The sequence below is a fragment of the Photorhabdus stackebrandtii genome (genome assembly GCF_011189495.1).
Lineage (GTDB): Bacteria > Pseudomonadota > Gammaproteobacteria > Enterobacterales > Enterobacteriaceae > Photorhabdus > Photorhabdus khanii.
Genome location: NZ_PUJV01000042.1, coordinates 1 through 18,491, shown reverse-complemented (window position 1 = coordinate 18,491; position 18,491 = coordinate 1). Strand labels below are relative to the sequence as shown.

The following is an 18,491-nucleotide window of genomic DNA, read 5'->3' as shown; positions in this document are numbered from 1 at the left end:
ATCTGAAGGTGACGCTGACAGCCACACAAATTATCACACAATTTTACCCCTGATTGCCGGGATGCCGGCGGTCGTTTTCACCCTGACGGGCGTTATTTCCCGTCAGGGGATAACGCCCGTTTTTATTCTTAACTGAAAACCACCTCCTGCGGAGGTGGTTAGCAACAGGTTGGCTCTGCCAATAATGCTACTCATGGGAAAATCCGAATCCGTTATCCCCATAACAGAGAAGGATTTAACCATGAGTAGATTCAAGAAAGCATCGCATGTGCTTTGGTGTTGTCAATACCATATCGTATGGACGCCCAAATACCGATTTAGGATCCTGAAAAATAATGTAGGAAAGGAAGTCTATAAGCAGATAAGGATTTCCAGTGAGCAGCTCGGAATAGAAATTGTGGAATTGAATGTTCAAATAGATCATGTGCATCTTTTAGTAAAAATTCGGCCAAAATTATCAGTATCTCAAGTGCCTGGTCATCTAAAAGGCCGAACAGCTATTCGTCTATTTAATAAATTTCCCTATTTGAGAAAGAAAAAGTTGTGGGGAAATCATTTTTGGGCAAGAGGCTACGGTGTAGATACCGTAGGTATAAATGAAGAAATGATAAGGAAGTATGTGAAGTACCAAGAGAAGCACGAACATGAGGACAATCAATTATCGCTGAAAGGGATGTGAAGTAAAGGCTCTCAGAGTCTGAACTAATAGCGCCCCTTTGGGGCGAAATCAATGCCCCCTTCTATGAAGCTGTCTCTTGATCATATTTCATAGATCAAGAGACTTGGACAGTAAATAACCTTCAAGGATGGTTTGTAACATGAACCATCCTTGCCACAGCCTTTCCCATCCCACTCGGCCATTTCGTTTTGAGTCATACCAACCCGCTAGTTTTCCCAAATTAATATAGGCCCAGTAAACACTTGGCGCTGTCTTAGGGACCTTTTTCTTTTCTTGCTTTACCCACAATAATTTCCACGCTAGCGGGCTTAATAGCGTTTCACAACTCTGTTTTTCCGCCTCTGATCTATTGAGACCCACATAGCGCAACTGATGAACACGCACGGCGATAAACGCCAGGAGCACCACCATTTTTTCCAGATTTTCTTTACGTTGCATCCGCAGCGCTTCTATCTGTGTCCCGCCACTTTTCCATGCCTTGTGAAACTCTTCAATGAGCCAGCGTTTTTCATAGTAGTCCAGAATACGGTGGGCATCTTCTTTACCTTTTACCGGCTCCGATGTCAGAATGTGCCAGCTCAGCTCCTTGTCGTTATTCGTTTCCTGACAACTCACATAATACAGCGGTATCGGCTCCCCTCGTTTATTGGCCGGCATTTTGAGCGTGACAGGGGCGTAACGGACGTCGCAGAGAGCTTCACGCGCCTTACGCCCACCTCGTTGTTTAACCTGAACGGTTCTTTTATCTGCGGGCTGCAAAGATTCACTGAACAGATAAAGTTTATCTGAGCTTTGTTCAATGCAACGGCTTTGCATTGAACGCACAATAAAACGCTGCTGATGCGTGATTTTATAGGTCAGATAGTCAATAATGTCTGCCTCGCGATCACAAACTGAAATGACCTTATTCATATCTCTGCTGGATCACTGAACGAATTTTCCCGGCCACAAGATCCGTGAAGCTGTAAGCTTGAATATCGTTGTCATCTGTTAGGGTGATGTGATCAACATTCAGGCTGTGTTCATTCAGACTGTAATCAATCTCGACGGTATGGGGAAATTGTCCCTGTCGCAGACGTCTCATTTCACCGTCATTGTTGTTCCTGGCATATCCTATTTTCAGTCTGAAGGACGGAAAGGTTGCCTCTTCGGTATTCCTTGGCTGAATGGAAAGACTTTGAACGGCACAGGTCACTTGATAAGGCAATTCTGCGGAAGAAATGGCTAGGGCATCGTCGAGCTCTTCATGGAAAGTCTGCTGATCTATATCGGCAAGTCGCATATTCGTTGAGAAATCAATATCTTCAGTAAATCTTGAACTCTGATATCTCAGGCCAAGCAGGATCCCGCCTTTCATTATCATTTTTGGTTTCAGGTATTCATTGGAGGCAATGGCCTGTAGAACTATATGTACGGCCTGGCGGAAGGTGATGCGGTCCTGTGGTGCATCGGCGATCCAGTCTTCTATAGAGTATTCCATATAGAGTATTTATCAGTTGTTGATGGATATACACCATACTTCGGAGTATGTCTTTTTGTAAGGGTTTGATGCTATTAATTTACGGCTTCCTCCACGCTGAACAGTCTTCTTCCATGTTTCAATCGTGCGGTGGGTTAGTCCACAGACTTCTTCCAGAAGGTAACCTACCCTGGCTTTATCTATACCTTTTCCATTTTTATCAACTGTTTTGACTATTACAGGCAGGTATTCACCAGCATATTCACGGAACACATCCTGTACATGCGAGAAACCGCCACACAGATCCGGCTCCCTGAGCATATCCAGAAAGGTTTCACCTATGTTACTTACCCGAATCCCACCGGAGTCATGGAGTTCCTGCTTTTTTCTGTAGTTTCTATGGGTATGGAAAATCAGCTCCTTGCCATCGATTTTTTCGTATGGAGTGAACCCGCGTATCATCAGAGGTTGCATGTTGCTTATAGCGGGGAAATCCTTCAGTAAATGTTCCTGATAAAGGCTCCGGGCAGTATTAAGAGGTGCTTGGATCAGGTGCACAACATGTGGAATACGATCGGTGATGCCATGCCATGCCATTCCATTGCGGACAGGTAGGCAAGATGGGAGTAAGGTGTGAGACAGCAGGCAATCTGCTGAGCACTCGCTTGGTTTTTGTTACTGATTTGCCAGATAAAACTAGGAATAATGGGTGACAGAATTCCCTGATTAACCATGTCTTCCAGAGCATCATCCATGATTCGTTTGTCCGGTTCAGTTGCCTGGATTTTGCCAATGCGGATACCATCAAACATCCTGTCACGGTAGAGCATATAGATATACATATTGAGTTCATGAAGAGCAATTATCGGTTTAGGATGATAGTTAAGAATTATGAGCCTTAGTGCATCTCGCAGTGAGGTTGTTTTCTTCATATTTAATATGATACCTTTCAATGTATAAGTCCTTAGGACTTATACATTGACGTATGTTTAATGTCAAGTTTTAAGACTTCGAAATGAGACTGTAACTGCATGAATTAAAGGGAAACAAAAAAACAGATTGACAACATGTTATTATTGCAATGGCTGTTAGGAGTTGTAGCGTTGTCAGTCAACTAAAGTGGTTTATTGTGGTTACTATAGCGCTCTTGCAACAACCAAGAGCTGAAATGGTTTTGATATTACTTTCTCGGCAGGAAAAAATGACCATTAAAAAATCATTACACCGGCAGAATTTATCCAACTTTACCAGAAAGACGAAGCTCTCTGATTGAGCTTGGTACTAAATTTGGGGAAGGGGCCAATTTGCTCGCATTAGAATAATTTTCAGGGAATGGTGTCATCTATTATCATGATGTTGGGGGGCAGTTTATTCACTATTGTTGGTTACTGACCATCAACCAGAATTTATAAGTTTTGTGTAGAAAATTCACTTTAAATTGGCAAAATAATTTACGTTTCAAGATCTTTCATTAACCTAATGAAAGTATTGGTGTTTTTTGATTGTAGATATCCATTAGTATTCATAGCCGTTCTGAATGGACTGAAAAACTGTTTGATATCTTGCAGGTAAGAGTCCTGTCGCCGTAGTTGGTTAGTTTAACGATGTAGCTATGTCATATGTGTAGATGGTGATTGAAGCATGGAAATAATGCCGAACAAGTTCCCTCTTACCACAGATTGTCAGGGCGGGTAAACTGTAACGAAAGTGAACCTGAATAAACCGTAAATCTTAACCACACAGCAAGGCTGTGTGTAGAGTAATCGGAAGCACGGTTTGATGAGAAACCGCTGGGGAGGTGACTTCAAACCAGAGGCTTACTCTATGTTCTTGTCTTAAGGGATTGATTGTTGTTATTACGATAAGTTCAAAAAGATTCCCTATTTTGCAACAGGGAATTTGTGTAGATAGAAACAGGCTTTATGTCCGTTTTTTCCACCTATTCTACTTCGATCGAAAATTAGTCCAATATATTGGAGAAAAACAAGGTTTGATCCTATTGAGTGTGCGTTGCCGGTGTTCTAATGGGTTGCATAATAAAACGTAGCCCCAAGGCGTTAGCAACCTTTGTGATTATTGTGAATGTAGGGTTTCCCTTGCCAGAAAGGGCCTTGTAAAGCCCTTCTCAGTTCATTCCAACATTTCTTGCTAGTTGGCTGATGTTACGGGCTCGTACTATGTCACTCAAAGCAGCTGCAATAAGGGAAGGATCACCATCTTCTATCACGGCTTCCAGATACGCCGCAATATCTTCTTCTGTTTGGAGATAATCGGCAGTATCGTAGTGGCTGAATTTTACTTCTTGGCTTTTCATCGGTTACTCCTTCCATTGCGTGGCAATGGTTTTTGCCAATTCAATAGCGTGGGATTGGTTGCCTTTGTCTTCACCACACTATGTTGCAGTTTAATATTCTAGGGCAATTCAAAAGCCTGGTTACTCACAGATACCGAGAATAACCCTATGCGAATCTGACAAAAGTGTCAAAATGCGTTGACAAAATCTACGTCAGGCGTAGTATTAGGTTTAACAACGCTCGCAATGTTCCCTTAGGGGATGTTAGTGGGCTTTTTTTGGCCTCTTTTTCCCCCTTCAGGGATGACTGCTAATCATGCCTTATTCCTTCTATCCAAAGCCGTATCGCTCACTGGGGGGATCTTGTTGCCGATTTACAGGCTAAGCATCTTCAATTTCAAAATACTGCCGATGCAGAACAAATTCTTAGCCAGATAAGCTATCACCACTTCAAAATTTACCTGCATCTGTTCCTCGATCCGGCTAGCCCCGATGGCAAGCATTACCGTCCGACAGCGTTCTTTGAGCATGGCGTTCAGATTTACAGGTTTGATGAAGAGCTCTGAGCTTACCTTTTTAAGGTCATCGTCGGACTGGAAGTTAAATTACGCAGCCGTCTCGATCACACACTTGCCGCGCACAGTAATTTATAAAGCTAAATATTTCAACGGGACGTATGCATCTTCTTACCGTTGCGCCGCTACAGACGAATCGCCTTTATAATGTTCTGGTAGTCATGAATCAGATGATAAAAATACTCGGTATTACCAGCCTGAATTTTTTTGACACGATTGATGATCTGATACAGCGATATCCGGCGATTCAGCCTTATCTATGTAGCTTTGGGTTTGCTCATAACTGGCGGGCAGATCCGTTCTGGCATTAACTTTTCACTCTGACAAATTGACTCATCTGACGCACTGACTTCGATTGGTGCGTTTTTTCTGATTTTGTAAAAAGAGTTCTGCATTGAGCACAGTCCCGGATCCCCGCACAGTAAGCCGCATTTAGGATCACCTGTATGGGAATGCTCATGAAAAACTCTGTTTTTTTCTCACTTAGTTGGTTGTCCGTCATGGTGCTGGTTGGGTGTACCGGACAAGCTCAGGAGACTACCGCGTCAGGTGTAAGTTTTCACCATTCTCATCAGGCACGTCCTGCCGTATCCGATATCTATCCTCTGATACCGGAAGTTACACGTTATGATCGTTATACCTTAGTGAGTGTAGGCAGCCAGGCTGCACAACGTGAACCGCTAAATCAAATCATCAATATCACCATGCCAGTACCGTTGGTACAACGTATCGGTGATGGATTGCGCTATCTGCTATTTGGAACCGGTTATTCGCTGTGTGATACCACCGCAGCCAATTTCGTTAAATTGATAGGCCGGCCATTACCTGCTATTCAACGCAAAATTGGGCCGATACGGCTCAGTGAAGCGTTACAGATTGTTGCCGGGTCTGCATGGCGTATCCGGGTAGATGAGGTGAACCGTGAAGTGTGTTTTGTTTTACGTGATGAATATCGTCAATTTTCCGAGACAACTGTTGGCCGGGTGACACCGCCAAAAATGCGGGTGCCGGCACCTACATTGTCCAACAGCACATTAGCCACTCCGTTACCGGTGAAGCCACCGATAGCTGAAAGACCAAAAACTGATACCCCTAAAATTCCTGTGACAGGAGGAAAACCTACCGCCATTTCTTCTGTATTACCCACTCAGCCCGTTAAATCCCTACTCAGTGGTAGTACACCAGTGACAACGGTATCGGTAGGAAACATCTGGCGTGCGGAAACAGGGACCACTTTGCGTGGAACTTTGGAGCGGTGGGCCAATGCGACTGATTGTCCGGTAGGGGGACACTGGGTAGTGGTGTGGTCGTCACCGACGGATTACCGCATTGATGCACCGCTGACGTTCAAAGGCAACTTTGAGTCCTTGTTGGTACAAGTGTTTGATCTTTACCGCCAGGCTGAGAAGCCGTTGTTTGCCGAAGTCAGCTGCTTTCAGTGCCTGATTTCAGTCAGTGATAAACCCGTAACACGGTAAACCGTAATGGGGTACGTCATTAGTGCGTTTGCTTTGGTTTTTCTGTTGATTGCAGGGGGTATACAGCTGCGACAGGCAGAACAACTGCACGTCGATGGTGACAACGCAAGGGCTCGAATACTGGCAGACCAAATGTTGCTATTAGCCAGTGCCATTAATCACTGGCGTGGCGGCCCATCTAAAAATGGCACGGTGGATCTGCGTAAGCTCATTCTGCCTTTTCAGCCTGATGCCCGTATCCGGCATGTTATCAGCCAAGATCGGCTCTGGGTGTGGATGCCGGAAATACCTGGTCTTGTCACCGCTCTGCGCGAACGCACTAAGGGGTCAATGTTGATTGGTGAAGTCCGGCAGGGACGGTTGTATGGCTTATCTGGTCAAGAGACAGGGCTCACTCTTCCTGACGGGATTAGCGAGGGTGATGTGGTGTATTTCAACTGAAAAAGCGGACAGGATTTGATGAAAAATAAACTGTATTCACTCAGGCTTTGTACTTGCCTTGTTCCACTGGCGGCGGTAACAGGAATGGCGCTGATGTCCGGTTGCACCTTGCGGGCAGTGGATAATATGGCGCGTGAGGCCAGTATGCAAAGTCGGGTAGCACAACAGCATTTGCATCAACAGCATAGCCTGAAACAGCCAGTAGTAACCTGGGTAGATAAACCCTGGGTGAATCTGAAACCGGTAGTTCAGCCTGTCGCATCGGTAAAGTTGCCGACCTGTCAGATAACGATTAACAGTAAGGCCAGGCTGACATTACCGGAACTGGGACAACGCATTACCCAACTTTGTGGTATTCGGGTCACAGTAACACCCGATGCTTTATCACGCGTATCAACGACTGCGGGTGGGTTGACACGCCAGATGCATGGGGCATTACCGGCACCTGATGATAAGGGACGTATGCCATTGGATTGGCTGGATGATCGAAATATACATTCAATTCATGCTGATGAGCGTCGAGAGCCAGAAGGACTCACGGGGCTCAATTGGCAAGGGGAGCTAACGGGGCTTTTAGACAATATTGCCAGCCGGTTAGGGATTGCATGGAAGATAGATAACAGGGCAGTCGTGTTTTATCGGTTTGAAACCCGGACATTTCAGTTGAATGTTCTCAACACCCGTACCAGTAGTAATGCCAGTGTTGCCTCAGGTTCAACCAGCAGTATGGGGACATCAGGGGGCAGTGGTAATGCCAACAATTCTGTTTCTGGGGATGCCAGTTCTTCACAGAAAACGACGGTTGATCTGAACAGTGATTTATATGAAGACATCCGTAAGACGGTAGAGAATATGCTGACGCCTGAGAGTGGTCGTTTTTGGTTGTCAAGCTCCAGTGGAACACTGATGGTAACAGACACACCGGCGGTGCTCGATTCGGTATCCCGTTATGTGGAAGAGCAAAATACTGTTCTCAACCGTCAGGTTTTGTTGAATGTTCAGGTGCTGAGTGTCAGCACTACCCGTAAAGAGCAAATGGGACTGGACTGGGGATTGGTTTATAACTCATTGAATAGTCTGGGGGCTACGCTGTCTGGCAGTTTCGGTGGTATGGGCAGTGGGGCAACGTCTGCGGGGGTCAGTATTTTGGAAAGTGCAACAGGGAAGGCGGCAAAACTCTCGGGTTCCAGCCTGCTGATAAAGGCGTTGAGCGAGCAAGGTAATGTTAGTGTGGTGACCTCTCAAGGAAGTGCGACCACTAATTTGACCCCAATTCCGATACAGATGGCTGATCAGACGGTGTATGTGGCTCGAAGCAGTACAACGACGGCTACAGATGTGGGCGCGACCACAGCTCTGACGCCCGGGATGATTACTACCGGGTTTAATATGACCTTATTGCCGTTGATACAGCGCAATGGTGATGTTCAGTTACAAGTGGCTTTTAACCTGTCTGATCCGCCGACTATCCGTTCATTCACATCTAAAGAAGGCAATTCTTATATCGAAATGCCGTATACCCGGCTACGTTCACTGAGCCAGAAAGTGAATCTACGGGCTGGACAGGCTCTGGTACTCACCGGATTTGAACAGGCTGATACTCGGGCCACTAAGGCGGGCACCTTTACACCGGGTAATTTCCTGCTTGGGGGAGGACAGTCCGGAGAGAATAAGCGCAGTACGTTGGTGATTTTGATCACCCCCGTATTACTGGATTGAGGAATGAAAGGATGCATGAATCAATGAAAAGCATCGATTTAGAAATATCCGGTGATACACCCGAAGTCACGGTTGTACAGGCCGGACGCCATTGTTGGATCAGTGGTCTGCGTTGGTCGCCGTACATGAAGGTGAAACGGGGACACCGTAGAGGGCAACGTGTTCGTCCTCAATACACTGATGTACATCTGGTCGTGGGAAATCGAGCAGGGAGACGTCAGCAGACTACACGTATGATGGGAACGGGAATGATCAGGAAATTGTATTGCCGTCATACACAGTATTCTTTAGCCATCGCCTTTTTATCGCATTCCGGCCCAAACGGGTACGGGATTTACGATTTGGGCGAGGGGCAATGGTTATTTTTGGCGACGCAGAATGGTTTGCCGTCCGTAATGGCAGATATTGTCGGAACCCGCGAGAGTGTCAATGCAGCACTGTCCCGTTTTTTAACTTTTAACCCGGCTCCTAATAAAAGCTGGCGGGTAGTATCTGACCCTGATAATCCGGCGCACTGGCGCTCAATAACTTCTGCTTTGTCTGCTCATCAGTATCGGATGTGTCGCCTGCAACGGCGGTGGAGGTCACCATTATTGTTGATGGCCGTATTCATCTCTCTGTTGATAGTCGTAGGGGTGTTATTACCGTTAGGAAAATCTCCCGATGAGATATTACCGATGACTGAAATTGTGCAGGTCAGGGCATCACAATTGTTTGAAGAAACGCCAAAACCTGTTGATTTACCTCATCCGTGGGCCGATAAGCCGTTGCTGCCCGCATTTTTGGCACGTTGTGTCATGATCAGTCGGACGATCCCAGTGTTATTAGCGGGTTGGCGCTTGACGGCAGGTTCATGCCGAAAAGATGGCGTTCGTCTTCACTATGAGATTATGCCTGGCGGTACAGCGGCTCATTTTGTTCAGCGTGTACAGACTGTATTTAATCAGTCGCCGGTTTTTGATCTGGTTCAGGGTGCAAAAGAAGGCCGGGTATTTTTACCGTGGAAACCTTTGCCGGTTCACGATGAAGCGGTGCCTGCGGTTTCAGTACAGTTGATGAAGATGGTTTCGAATTTCCAGCAATGGCAGATCCCCCTGACGTTAAATGAACTCACTCCAGCATCGGCATTACCGGGAGACGGGCAATCTATCCCTTCCCAGGATTGGCGAGAATACCTTTTCAGCTTCAGTAGTCGGGTGATGCCAGCATGGCTATTTGCTGAACTGGATGAGACAGGGCTGCGACTGAACAGCCTCACGTTTACCCTGACCTCACAGGGACAGTTAACCTATCAGACAGAGGGATCATTTATGCCCGGAAATAATACTGCTTTGTGTATCAGTGTGTTAAGTGGGCTAATTTTTATCAGTTCACCCGTATGGGCAACAGAGGATAGCGCTCTTTCGGTAATAGGGATTACAGCGGCATCTGCGGGTGTGACTGTGGGACAGTTAGAGCATTTACAAGCGAAAAATCTGCTGCTGGAAGCTGAATTGCAGCGGGCAAAGTTACAACGCCAACTGGCAGAAAGTCAGCATTTGGGGTTGACGGGCAGTAATGATATTGATCTGCCGGCGACCGCATCACCTGTGATAACGGCGGGACACCCTGTGACCCGTCCGGTGGTTCAGGAGATTTATGGTCGGGGAAATGCATTGCGGGCTAGCGTAAGTCTGCTGGGCCACGGTGTGATGGAATTAGCTGTCGGTGACGCAGTGCCTGGCACTCAGTTCAACGTTAAGGTGATCACGCTTTCTGCGGTCACGCTAAGTGATGATTCGGTACTCACGTTCTGAGAGAAGAAAGGGAATGAAAGAAAGTCTCCAGGTTAATGATGCCGTGTTGCTGTTATGTGAAGGACAACAGGTTACGGTATTAATTGACAACAATCGTCGGGGCGATCCGCAGGTCCAGACTCGGGTCATGCAATTACTTGAAGCCACACCAGAGGCAGAAATTCGCTTTGTCAATTTGTCAGAATTGCAGGCGAACCGCCAGAAACAGCATCAGCGGACGAATGAACAGGGCGTTTGTCTGTCGGACTTAACTGATGTGAGTGAACGCCAGAAGCAGGTACTGACCTGCTTTGAACTGGCAAAAAAGCTGAATGCGTCAGATATTCACCTGACTATCAGTCCGGGATTGACCCGAATTGAAATGCGTATTCACGGTGAGCTGGAAGTCGTCAATGAACTGTCGGAAGAGGAGGGAATGGCGCTGGCATCTACGATCATCCTGTCGATGTGTGATGTCACTGAAACGCAATTTTTCCCCGGCCGGCAGCAGGACGGGAGGATAAAAGCGGATTTTCTACGTCGGGTACATTTGTATGGTGCCCGGTACAGCCATACGCCAACAGCAGATGGGTTGTATGTTGTGATGCGTGTGATTGCTGATGATGGTGATAGTGTGCCCACACTGACACAATTAGGTTTTTTGCCTCAGCAAATCAAACTGATTTCTCGTATCTTGCGACTGCCGGAGGGCATGATTGTGTTATCGGGACCTACCGGCTCCGGGAAGTCCACCACGTTACGTACTTTCTGTCGTCTGTATCTTGACAGGACAGGGGGCAAGAAGCGGTTATTGACTGTTGAAGATCCACCTGAGGGGCGGATTGCTGGTGCCATTCAGACTCCAATTGTGTGTGACAAAAGTGATGAAGAAGCGGTCAGGCTTGCCTGGCACCGAGCGCTCACCTCTGCGTTGCGTCTGGATCCTGATGCTGTTATGCCAGGCGAAATGCGTGACCTGACCTCCATGCTAACGGCCATTTATGCTGCACAAACTGGGCATAGTGTCATGACGACTCTGCATACCAATAGTGCAGTCGGTATTCCTGAGCGCATGATAACGATGGGGGTGAATGCAGGGCTGATTGACCCATTGGAGGCAGACTTAGTTTGTCCGTTGGATGAGGATGATTATTTGCTGATGGAGCAGTGTGATGCGTGAAATGTCATGGGTCAGCCGTCTGCGCTATGTGTTAGTTCGCCACACTTTCTTACCGAGTTATCGCATCATTTTCTATGAGGCGTTGCGTTTTCTACTGGAAAACAAGATACCGTTATTGAAAGCGTTGCGGCAGATACGTGATGTGTATACCCATTTCGATACCCATTGGCATCCGTTTGCTGAACTCATTGACGATTGCGTCTCGGCGCTCACTGATAACAGTCAAACTAATACCTTGGAACATGTGCTGGCTGCTTGGGGGCCGGTAGAAGAGGCGGCGTTAATTAGTGCCGGTATGCGCAGCGGTCATTTGCCTGAAGCGTTGAGTCAGGCCATGACACTGATAGATTGCCGTCAGCGTATTCTGATAGTGTCGCTCAGAATGATGATTTATCCCTTGCTGTTAGTGCTACTGATGACGGGATTACTGGTGATCACAGCAACAGAATTGGTACCAACGCTAAGAAGTATTTCAGATCCGGAAAACTGGCAGGGTGTGCTGGCATGGCTGAACGGGATGGCGACATTCTTTGAGAAGGCTTTCCTGTGGTGTGGTGTCTTACTACTCTTTTTTATTGTGGGCGTGGTGTATTCGTTGCCGCGGTGGATCAATCGTCTGCGTCGCATAGCAGATCATCTTATCCCCTGGTCGGTCTATAGCGATATTCAGGGCGCCATTTTTTTACTGAACATGGCTTCCCTTTTGCGTGCCCAGGTTCAGACACTGGATGCGTTAATTATCCTGCAACGCTTTGCATCTCCTTGGTTACAGATTCGTCTGGAGTCTATTGCTGATTGTGTCCGTGAAGGGGATCACTTTGGCCGGGCATTGCATCACTGCGGCTATGGTTTTCCGTCAAAGGAAGCGGTTAATTTTCTGTCATTACTGACGGAAGGTGATGGTACTCCGGACATTATTGGGCGCTATGGTGAGCGGTAGTTGGACCAAACAATCGCTCGGGTGAACAGGCGGGCCAATTTGGTCATGTTATGTTCACTGTTGCTGGTTGTTGGGGCATTTATATTGATCCTGCTGGCCGTCATGGAAATACAGAACATGGCTAACATCATGCAGTAGTGCTCTTAAATTGAGCCTCCATTTTAACGATTTTCTCCATAAAGAACCCTTTATATAAGGCATAAATCAATGCAGTACATGATGATACAAAAACAAGACAGAATGGTCCGTCCCCCTGAACGGGGTTGGGCTATTTTGGAAAATGGTGCGGTCGCTCTGGTTGTGATTGCTGTGATTACTGTAGTTTTGGGGGGAATTTATATGTTGTATGACCGCAAGGATGCGGTTGTGGAAACAACGAATCTGCAAACTATCATCTCCAGTACTCAGGGGTTAATGAAAGGCAGTGGTGGCTATGAATTTAGTAATGCAGACAAGATGACCGGTATCCTGATTCAGTTGGGTGGCGTACCGAAGAGTATGACGGTTCGCGGCGATACGACAGTCGGTAATGCCACGCTGTGGAATACCTGGGGTGGTCAGGTTAAGGTCGGACCGAGCAGCACGGGGGGATTTAATAATGGATTCACGGTAACTTACGAGAGAGTCCCTCAGTCTGCCTGTGTTTCACTGGCGACTGGGATGAGCCGGGGAGGGAGTGCATCAGAAATCACCATTAATAATACTCATCACGCTGATGGCAAGGTGACACTGGAAAGCGCCAGTACAGAATGTACACGGAACAACTGTCGTACTGGTACCAATAAACTGGTCTTTACGATTAATGGTTAAATGCAGACACTGATTGCGGTTAGCTTTCCTACAGAATATACCCCTCTGGTTATGGTGACGTTGTTTGTCATCGGATGTGTGCTGCTTCGTCCTGTGAGTAAATTTTTGCACGAATACGGTATGTCGATGTGTTCAGGGCATCCGGTACCACGAATGGCTATCTGTCTATACATGGTGTCGGGCACATTGATGTTGTTATCACCTGCTCCGCTGATGGAACGGATAGCCGCACTGTTGCTGTTGAGTTTTTTGTTGCAATTATCGGTTATGGACGTTTTGAGTGGCTGGCTTCCTCGTCAGTTTACACTGGCTTGTCTGGTGTCCGGTGTATTGGTCAGTATTTCGTTGCAGTCAGTATCCATAACTCTTTTTGCTACGGTGCTTATGCTTGCTGGGATGGGGGTGTTGCGCAAGCTGATGAACTGGCACTCTCAATGTGAAGCACTGGGAATGGGGGATGTCTGGCTGATTGGTGCATTGTGTGCATGGCTGACAGGGTTACCGGCACTGATAGGCTGCATGATCGGTCTATCCGGTTTCGTGCTGTGGCATTTGGCACAATTACCTCATCGAAGTTCGAAAGGCGGGCCGCTGGGACCCTGGCTCAGTTTGGGGAGTGTGGTCATGTTGTTGGAGCGGTTATTTCTCCCTGTCTGGCAAACGGTGTTCTGGACGGTATGGAATCCATGCTGAAAAGTATCACGAGACCCGCCGACAAGGTTCACATGATCAGGTACGCCGATGATTTTGTTATAACGGGAAGTTCGAAAGAACAACTGGAAAACCACATCAAGCCGGCAGTCACGGCGTTCCTGCTGGAAAGGGGATTAACACTATCTGAAGAAAAAACGGCGATCGTCTCAATATCACAGGGATTTGACTTTCTGGGGTTTAATGTTCGCAAATATGGAAACAAGCTGCTCATTAAACCGGCGAAAAATAGCATTAAATCCTTCCTTGATGTTGTCAGAAAAGCGATCAAAGCAGGCATATCTTTGCCTACCGTAGCGTTAATACGTATGCTCAACCGCAAGCTGACGGGTTGGGTAAACTACTACCGACACGTGGTGGCAAAAGCCGTCTTCAGTAAAATTGATGCGGTCATTTTTCGGGCGCTTTATAGTATGATCAGGCGAAAACATAGCAGGAAATCAACGGGCTGGCTCTGCCGAAAGTATTATGGCAGCAGAGGGGGACGACATTGGGTATTTCACCCCGTCTATCGAGTGAAAAGCGGTGAACCCAGGGTCATTAGCCTAAAACAGGCTTCGGCAGCGCCAATCCGGCGTCACCGACAAATCCGTTCAGCGGCGAATCCCTATGATGTGGAATACCTTGATTACTTTAAAGAGCGGATGAAGAAATATTATCCACAACAAAGGGTTGCCGGGTCAGAGTAGTCTGGCCTTATGGAGACTTGAGCCGTGTGCGGGGAAACCTGCACGCACGGTTCTGAGGAGAGGGAGTCTCAGAGATGGGGCCCTCTTATCCGACTATTTGCCCTTTAATTAAATGTGGTCGTTTAAGCGATCACCGAACTCAATCATAAAACGACTCATTGCCTGTTTCCAGTTTTGGATTGGCATACTCCATTTTTTAGACGCGGATTCGATGGCTAAATAAACCACTTTCCGAACTGAGTCCTCTGTGGAAAAGATTTTACGTTTCTTAATGGCATGGCGAATAACACTGTTCAACGATTCTATGGCATTCGTTGTGTAAATGGCTTTGCGAATCTCCTCAGGGTAAGCAAAGAAGATATTTAGGTTTTCCCAGTGGGCCTGCCAGCTTTTACTGATTTGGGGATATTTGTCATCCCAGGTTTGAGCAAATTTCTCAAGGGCTATCAAGGCAGAAGCTTCGGTTGCTGCGCGATAGATGGTTTTAAGTCCAGTCGTCACCGCTTTATAATCTTTCTATGAAACGTATTTTAGGTTGTTATGTACCCTGTGGATAATGCAGAGTTGGATCTGTGTTTGTGGATACACGGTTATTTATCACGTCTGGAAAGCCTTTCAGACCATCAACACACGCGATCAGAATGTCCTGGACGCCGCGATTTTTCAGCTCAGTTAACACCGCTAACCAAAATTTAGCCCCTTCGTTTTCGGCTATCCACATGCCCAGCAGTTCTTTATGACCTTCCGTATTAATCGCTAGCGCGAGAAAAACAGACTGATTGGTAATATGGCCATCATGACGCACTTTGACAACGATACAGTCAAGATAAACAATAGGATAGAGTGATTCTAAGGGCCGATTTTGCCACGCTTGAACTTGCTCTTTAACGGCATCGGTGACTGTTGAGATTAACGTCGGGAAGACATCAGCATCATACATCTCTTTGAAGGTCGCGACGATTTCTCGCGTTGTCATGCCTTTCGCATAGAGGGATAAAATTTGGCTATCCATCTGAGTGATACGTGTTTGATTTTTCTTGATGAGCTGCGGTTCGAAGGTCCCTTCCCGATCCCGTGGCGTACTCAGCTCAAATTCCCCCTCATCGGTCAATAGCGTTTTAGATGAATAGCCATTGCGGGTGTTGGAGCCGGATTTAGCCGTATTTTTCTCATGCCCAAGATGCTCGGTGAGTTCAGCATTGAGTGCGGTTTCAACGGTCAATTTCGTCAGCATTCTCGTGAACTGATTGAGATCAGCTTCAGTTTTGATACCTTTTGCGAATTCAGCCGCGAGGGCTTTAAGTTTTTTCTCGTCCATAATAGGCCTACTTTGTTGTTAGATTTAACATATCAAAAGTAGGCAAATACACAATTTAAATTACAATCTCTCAAATGCTCCCGGGAGGATACCGACAGGACTTTTCTTCTACTGGCTTCCTTAAACCTCCGTAATCTACCTGTAACTATTGTTTCTTTTGCTGACTCTTAACAATTTGGCCTAGCATCTGTAGAACTGCTCTATTTTCTTCCTCTGTTTTCTTAGATTGTTTTACTGATTCTTTAACTTCATTGTTAATCTTATCTCCTCTTTTAAGAATTTTATTTATCCTATCAACCAATAAGAGAACTGCCACGTTATCAGACGATAATCTATTAATCACCCCTAGGTAGTCGTCATGAACTGCTTGACTTGCTTTGAAGAGATCATTGATTGAACCAGATATTTTATAGGCAATGAGCAAATCAGAATTATCATGCAATAAAGCTTTCTCTTTATGAGCAATCTCCTCTACATAATTCTTATAGTTTGTAAATTCATTTAAACCATAAAAAAATGCTGCCACAACTATAGTAACGATAATCGTTATGACACCAATTATAACAGTTTCTGATACTGATAAAGCGTCGTTTTCTTCTGCGAGTCTTTTGGAACCAAGCGTCTGATGATCTATAATATCTGTGATGGAAAAAATGTTTTCATTTAAAGACTTCGGATCATCTAAAATTTTACTTAATAAACTCAAGCCGGCATTGTTTCTTTTAATAACTAGGGATGCAATTTCATTTATTTTATCTCTATGCTTTGCATTTGATTTCGCCTTAATTTCTTGATAAATTTTTGATATATCTCCCGCATATCCTTCTAGGGCTTTATTTAAATCTTGTGATTTACTAGCTATTCTAGCCCCATCCTTCATATAATTATCTAAGACTTGATTTTTATACTTGAGACTAGTAGTTAGGCTTGATAAGCTCGCTTCCAAGTCTTTTTTATTTACTTCAGATTCATTTATAATTTTCTCCATTAATATTATGTCTTTATTTATAGCATCTGAAATCTCTAATATAGAACTGGATAAATTAGACAGTTGTTTATCTAATTCAAAAGCTTTTGGCTCAACAATAGGTGGTATATCTTTGCTAATCGAAACTAATTTTAAAATATTATTATCACTACTATTAGAACTAATTTCAAAGTTTTTTTTGTCTAAGAATATTCGACTTGCTTTGAATTTCCGAAGTTCACCAAGATATTTAACAACACCATCAACATTCATAGATATTATCCTTTTTCTGATTTGAAATTATTTATCAATTTCATATTGCAAATTTAAAAGTTATGACATGAATGAGAGTATGTCAATCAATAAAAATTAATTATCATGTGATAAAGACATAATGAGAATAATAATGTCACTTAAGACCATCAGTCGATATGAAAATTAATAAACTCTCTACCATAACTATACTCTTTTTCTTATCATTAATTCACTAATGTTAAATAAGGTTAAGGAAAATATCTTCACTATCTATAATGCAAATTGAAGATAGGCTTGCTAAATTAACTATATTTATTTTAATAATTTTAGACGATAATAACATTAATTGAAAGAAGGAGATTCTTATATGTCTACCACTTTTATTAGAATTATTAATGAAACTAGTAAAAAAATTCATATCGTAGAAGGTGAATATGGCAGATATTATGCTATAGATAGGAAAACCACGCTTGCTGTTAGCATACCTGCTCCGTGGATTGGAAATCAAAACGAAGGAAATAAGGCTATTGCTATAAGCGCAGAAGATGAAGAAGATATTTTGCTTTTTCTTGATTATTATTCAAATAATGATCAAATTAAATTTAATCGGGGCGATACTTTTGACTATAAAAATGCGAAAAATGTGGCAGGAAGGTCATCAGGGGGAGGGAGTAAAGTTTTATTGTTCGAGGAGAAGGAAGACACTTCAAGTACAATACCAAAATTTAAAATTAGTTTTAGGATCTTGTAATGGTATAAGTATTATTGAAGGCTGTAATTTAAATTGTGTATTAACGTTATAAAAGAAAATTTAGGTAATGCCGTTAAACCCAAACGGCATTAAATTAATACACATTAAAATATAGTAATTTTAATAACCTGCTGATTGTTTAACAAAATAACATATAGTTATCGATAATAATGCTTGATCGTCTAAACCGAACAATATCTCGTGGATTGTTCTATCAAACCAATTGGAGGTAGACCCAACAGTCGTGTCACCAACCGCCATTTAGAGAGCATAAAATCTATGGTCACCTAGGTTGTGTCCCTCAATTAAATAATCGTTTTAAGAACTCAACAACCACCGACTAAAGTCGGTGGGTTAGTGATTAACGGACTGAAAGTCCGGATACGCATCGGCTGAACGATGCGTCAATTGTCCATCCTGAAGTTATCATCCGGGTTTGGTTCAAAATGAT

Annotated in this window: 18 protein-coding genes and 2 pseudogenes; 13 read left to right on the top strand and 7 right to left on the bottom strand. The window is 44.8% G+C overall.

The features are described from left to right. The first annotated feature begins 241 nt into the window (after nucleotides 1-241). Nucleotides 242-679 (top strand): IS200/IS605 family transposase, encoded by a 438-nt coding sequence (gene tnpA, locus C5470_RS20220; RefSeq protein WP_166291512.1) that lies wholly within the window; start codon nucleotides 242-244, stop codon nucleotides 677-679. Between the two features lie 87 nt (nucleotides 680-766). Here tnpA and C5470_RS20215 read toward each other — a convergent pair. The 5 genes and pseudogenes from C5470_RS20215 to C5470_RS23455 all read right to left on the bottom strand — a co-directional run. Beyond that, nucleotides 767-1,591, bottom strand: a pseudogene (locus C5470_RS20215) (IS4 family transposase); the annotation flags it as partial. Next, the gene (locus C5470_RS20210) at nucleotides 1,584-2,159 is read right to left on the bottom strand and encodes a nucleotidyl transferase AbiEii/AbiGii toxin family protein (protein ID WP_242688176.1); all 576 of its coding nucleotides are present in this window, start codon (nucleotides 2,157-2,159) and stop codon (nucleotides 1,584-1,586) included. The pseudogene C5470_RS20215 and the gene C5470_RS20210, both read right to left, overlap by 8 nt. Nucleotides 2,160-2,171: 12 nt before the next feature. After that, nucleotides 2,172-2,600 carry a hypothetical protein gene (locus C5470_RS20205; protein ID WP_166291511.1) on the bottom strand — a complete coding sequence of 143 codons (429 nt, stop codon included), beginning with the start codon at nucleotides 2,598-2,600 and terminating at the stop codon, nucleotides 2,172-2,174. A gap of 86 nt (nucleotides 2,601-2,686) precedes the next feature. Beyond that, a complete protein-coding gene (locus C5470_RS20200; RefSeq protein ID WP_166291509.1) occupies nucleotides 2,687-3,070 on the bottom strand; it encodes a hypothetical protein in 384 nt (127 codons plus the stop codon). A gap of 1,193 nt (nucleotides 3,071-4,263) precedes the next feature. Continuing rightward, entirely contained in the window at nucleotides 4,264-4,452 is a 189-nt protein-coding gene (locus C5470_RS23455) for an addiction module antidote protein (protein ID WP_339917058.1), read from the bottom strand. Nucleotides 4,453-5,107: 655 nt separating this feature from the next. Between C5470_RS23455 and C5470_RS20190 the strand changes: the two genes are divergently transcribed. The 11 genes from C5470_RS20190 (at nucleotide 5,108) to C5470_RS20150 (ending at nucleotide 14,749) form a co-directional block, all read left to right on the top strand. Further along, the gene (locus C5470_RS20190) at nucleotides 5,108-5,317 is read left to right on the top strand and encodes an Abi family protein (protein WP_166291507.1); all 210 of its coding nucleotides are present in this window, start codon (nucleotides 5,108-5,110) and stop codon (nucleotides 5,315-5,317) included. A gap of 147 nt (nucleotides 5,318-5,464) precedes the next feature. After that, nucleotides 5,465-6,484 (top strand): PFGI-1 class ICE element type IV pilus protein PilL2, encoded by a 1,020-nt coding sequence (pilL2, locus tag C5470_RS20185; protein WP_242688174.1) that lies wholly within the window; start codon nucleotides 5,465-5,467, stop codon nucleotides 6,482-6,484. 6 nt (nucleotides 6,485-6,490) lie between these two features. Then, nucleotides 6,491-6,925, top strand: a complete 435-nt coding sequence (pilM, locus tag C5470_RS20180) for a type IV pilus biogenesis protein PilM (protein ID WP_166291505.1) — start codon at nucleotides 6,491-6,493, stop codon at nucleotides 6,923-6,925. An 18-nt stretch (nucleotides 6,926-6,943) separates the two neighbouring features. After that, a complete protein-coding gene (pilN, locus tag C5470_RS20175; RefSeq protein ID WP_207627054.1) occupies nucleotides 6,944-8,644 on the top strand; it encodes a PilN family type IVB pilus formation outer membrane protein in 1,701 nt (566 codons plus the stop codon). A gap of 23 nt (nucleotides 8,645-8,667) precedes the next feature. Further along, nucleotides 8,668-10,440 (top strand): type IV pilus biogenesis protein PilP, encoded by a 1,773-nt coding sequence (gene pilP / locus C5470_RS20170; protein ID WP_166291503.1) that lies wholly within the window; start codon nucleotides 8,668-8,670, stop codon nucleotides 10,438-10,440. Between the two features lie 13 nt (nucleotides 10,441-10,453). Then, on the top strand, nucleotides 10,454-11,599 hold the full coding sequence (locus tag C5470_RS20165; RefSeq protein ID WP_242688172.1) for a GspE/PulE family protein: 1,146 nt from the start codon (nucleotides 10,454-10,456) through the stop codon (nucleotides 11,597-11,599). Beyond that, nucleotides 11,592-12,539, top strand: a complete 948-nt coding sequence (locus C5470_RS20160) for a type II secretion system F family protein (RefSeq protein WP_422631095.1) — start codon at nucleotides 11,592-11,594, stop codon at nucleotides 12,537-12,539. Before C5470_RS20165 ends, C5470_RS20160 begins: the two co-directional genes overlap by 8 nt. After that, nucleotides 12,540-12,677 carry a hypothetical protein gene (locus C5470_RS23865; RefSeq protein WP_422631094.1) on the top strand — a complete coding sequence of 46 codons (138 nt, stop codon included), beginning with the start codon at nucleotides 12,540-12,542 and terminating at the stop codon, nucleotides 12,675-12,677. Between the two features lie 69 nt (nucleotides 12,678-12,746). After that, nucleotides 12,747-13,349, top strand: a complete 603-nt coding sequence (locus C5470_RS20155; protein ID WP_166291501.1) for a type 4 pilus major pilin — start codon at nucleotides 12,747-12,749, stop codon at nucleotides 13,347-13,349. Beyond that, nucleotides 13,350-14,042 carry a prepilin peptidase gene (locus C5470_RS23025; RefSeq protein ID WP_242688171.1) on the top strand — a complete coding sequence of 231 codons (693 nt, stop codon included), beginning with the start codon at nucleotides 13,350-13,352 and terminating at the stop codon, nucleotides 14,040-14,042. After that, complete coding sequence (locus C5470_RS20150) at nucleotides 13,949-14,749, top strand: group II intron maturase-specific domain-containing protein (protein WP_242688178.1); 801 nt, start codon at nucleotides 13,949-13,951, stop codon at nucleotides 14,747-14,749. Before C5470_RS23025 ends, C5470_RS20150 begins: the two co-directional genes overlap by 94 nt. A 108-nt stretch (nucleotides 14,750-14,857) precedes the next feature. Here the strand turns inward: C5470_RS20150 and C5470_RS20145 are convergent. Next, nucleotides 14,858-16,067 (bottom strand): annotated as a pseudogene (locus tag C5470_RS20145) (IS256 family transposase). A gap of 145 nt (nucleotides 16,068-16,212) precedes the next feature. Beyond that, nucleotides 16,213-17,307 carry a hypothetical protein gene (locus C5470_RS20140; protein ID WP_166291497.1) on the bottom strand — a complete coding sequence of 365 codons (1,095 nt, stop codon included), beginning with the start codon at nucleotides 17,305-17,307 and terminating at the stop codon, nucleotides 16,213-16,215. 349 nt (nucleotides 17,308-17,656) lie between these two features. Here C5470_RS20140 and C5470_RS20135 point away from each other — a divergent pair, with 349 nt between their 5' ends. Further along, a complete protein-coding gene (locus C5470_RS20135) occupies nucleotides 17,657-18,040 on the top strand; it encodes a hypothetical protein (protein WP_166291495.1) in 384 nt (127 codons plus the stop codon). Nucleotides 18,041-18,491: the final 451 nt, after the last annotated feature.

Coding starts and splice junctions, on each gene's coding strand:
- C5470_RS20190 (WP_166291507.1), top strand. CDS start 5,108: ATGCATCTTCTTACCGTTGCGCCGCTACAGACGAATCGCCTTTATAAT.
- C5470_RS20155 (WP_166291501.1), top strand. CDS start 12,747: ATGCAGTACATGATGATACAAAAACAAGACAGAATGGTCCGTCCCCCT.
- C5470_RS20135 (WP_166291495.1), top strand. CDS start 17,657: ATGTCTACCACTTTTATTAGAATTATTAATGAAACTAGTAAAAAAATT.
- C5470_RS20205 (WP_166291511.1), bottom strand. CDS start 2,600: ATGATACGCGGGTTCACTCCATACGAAAAAATCGATGGCAAGGAGCTG.
- pilN (WP_207627054.1), top strand. CDS start 6,944: ATGAAAAATAAACTGTATTCACTCAGGCTTTGTACTTGCCTTGTTCCA.
- tnpA (WP_166291512.1), top strand. CDS start 242: ATGAGTAGATTCAAGAAAGCATCGCATGTGCTTTGGTGTTGTCAATAC.
- C5470_RS20165 (WP_242688172.1), top strand. CDS start 10,454: ATGAAAGAAAGTCTCCAGGTTAATGATGCCGTGTTGCTGTTATGTGAA.
- C5470_RS20140 (WP_166291497.1), bottom strand. CDS start 17,307: ATGAATGTTGATGGTGTTGTTAAATATCTTGGTGAACTTCGGAAATTC.
- pilP (WP_166291503.1), top strand. CDS start 8,668: ATGAAAAGCATCGATTTAGAAATATCCGGTGATACACCCGAAGTCACG.
- pilL2 (WP_242688174.1), top strand. CDS start 5,465: ATGAAAAACTCTGTTTTTTTCTCACTTAGTTGGTTGTCCGTCATGGTG.
- C5470_RS23025 (WP_242688171.1), top strand. CDS start 13,350: ATGCAGACACTGATTGCGGTTAGCTTTCCTACAGAATATACCCCTCTG.
- C5470_RS20200 (WP_166291509.1), bottom strand. CDS start 3,070: ATGAAGAAAACAACCTCACTGCGAGATGCACTAAGGCTCATAATTCTT.
- pilM (WP_166291505.1), top strand. CDS start 6,491: ATGGGGTACGTCATTAGTGCGTTTGCTTTGGTTTTTCTGTTGATTGCA.
- C5470_RS20210 (WP_242688176.1), bottom strand. CDS start 2,159: ATGGAATACTCTATAGAAGACTGGATCGCCGATGCACCACAGGACCGC.
- C5470_RS23455 (WP_339917058.1), bottom strand. CDS start 4,452: ATGAAAAGCCAAGAAGTAAAATTCAGCCACTACGATACTGCCGATTAT.
- C5470_RS20160 (WP_422631095.1), top strand. CDS start 11,592: ATGCGTGAAATGTCATGGGTCAGCCGTCTGCGCTATGTGTTAGTTCGC.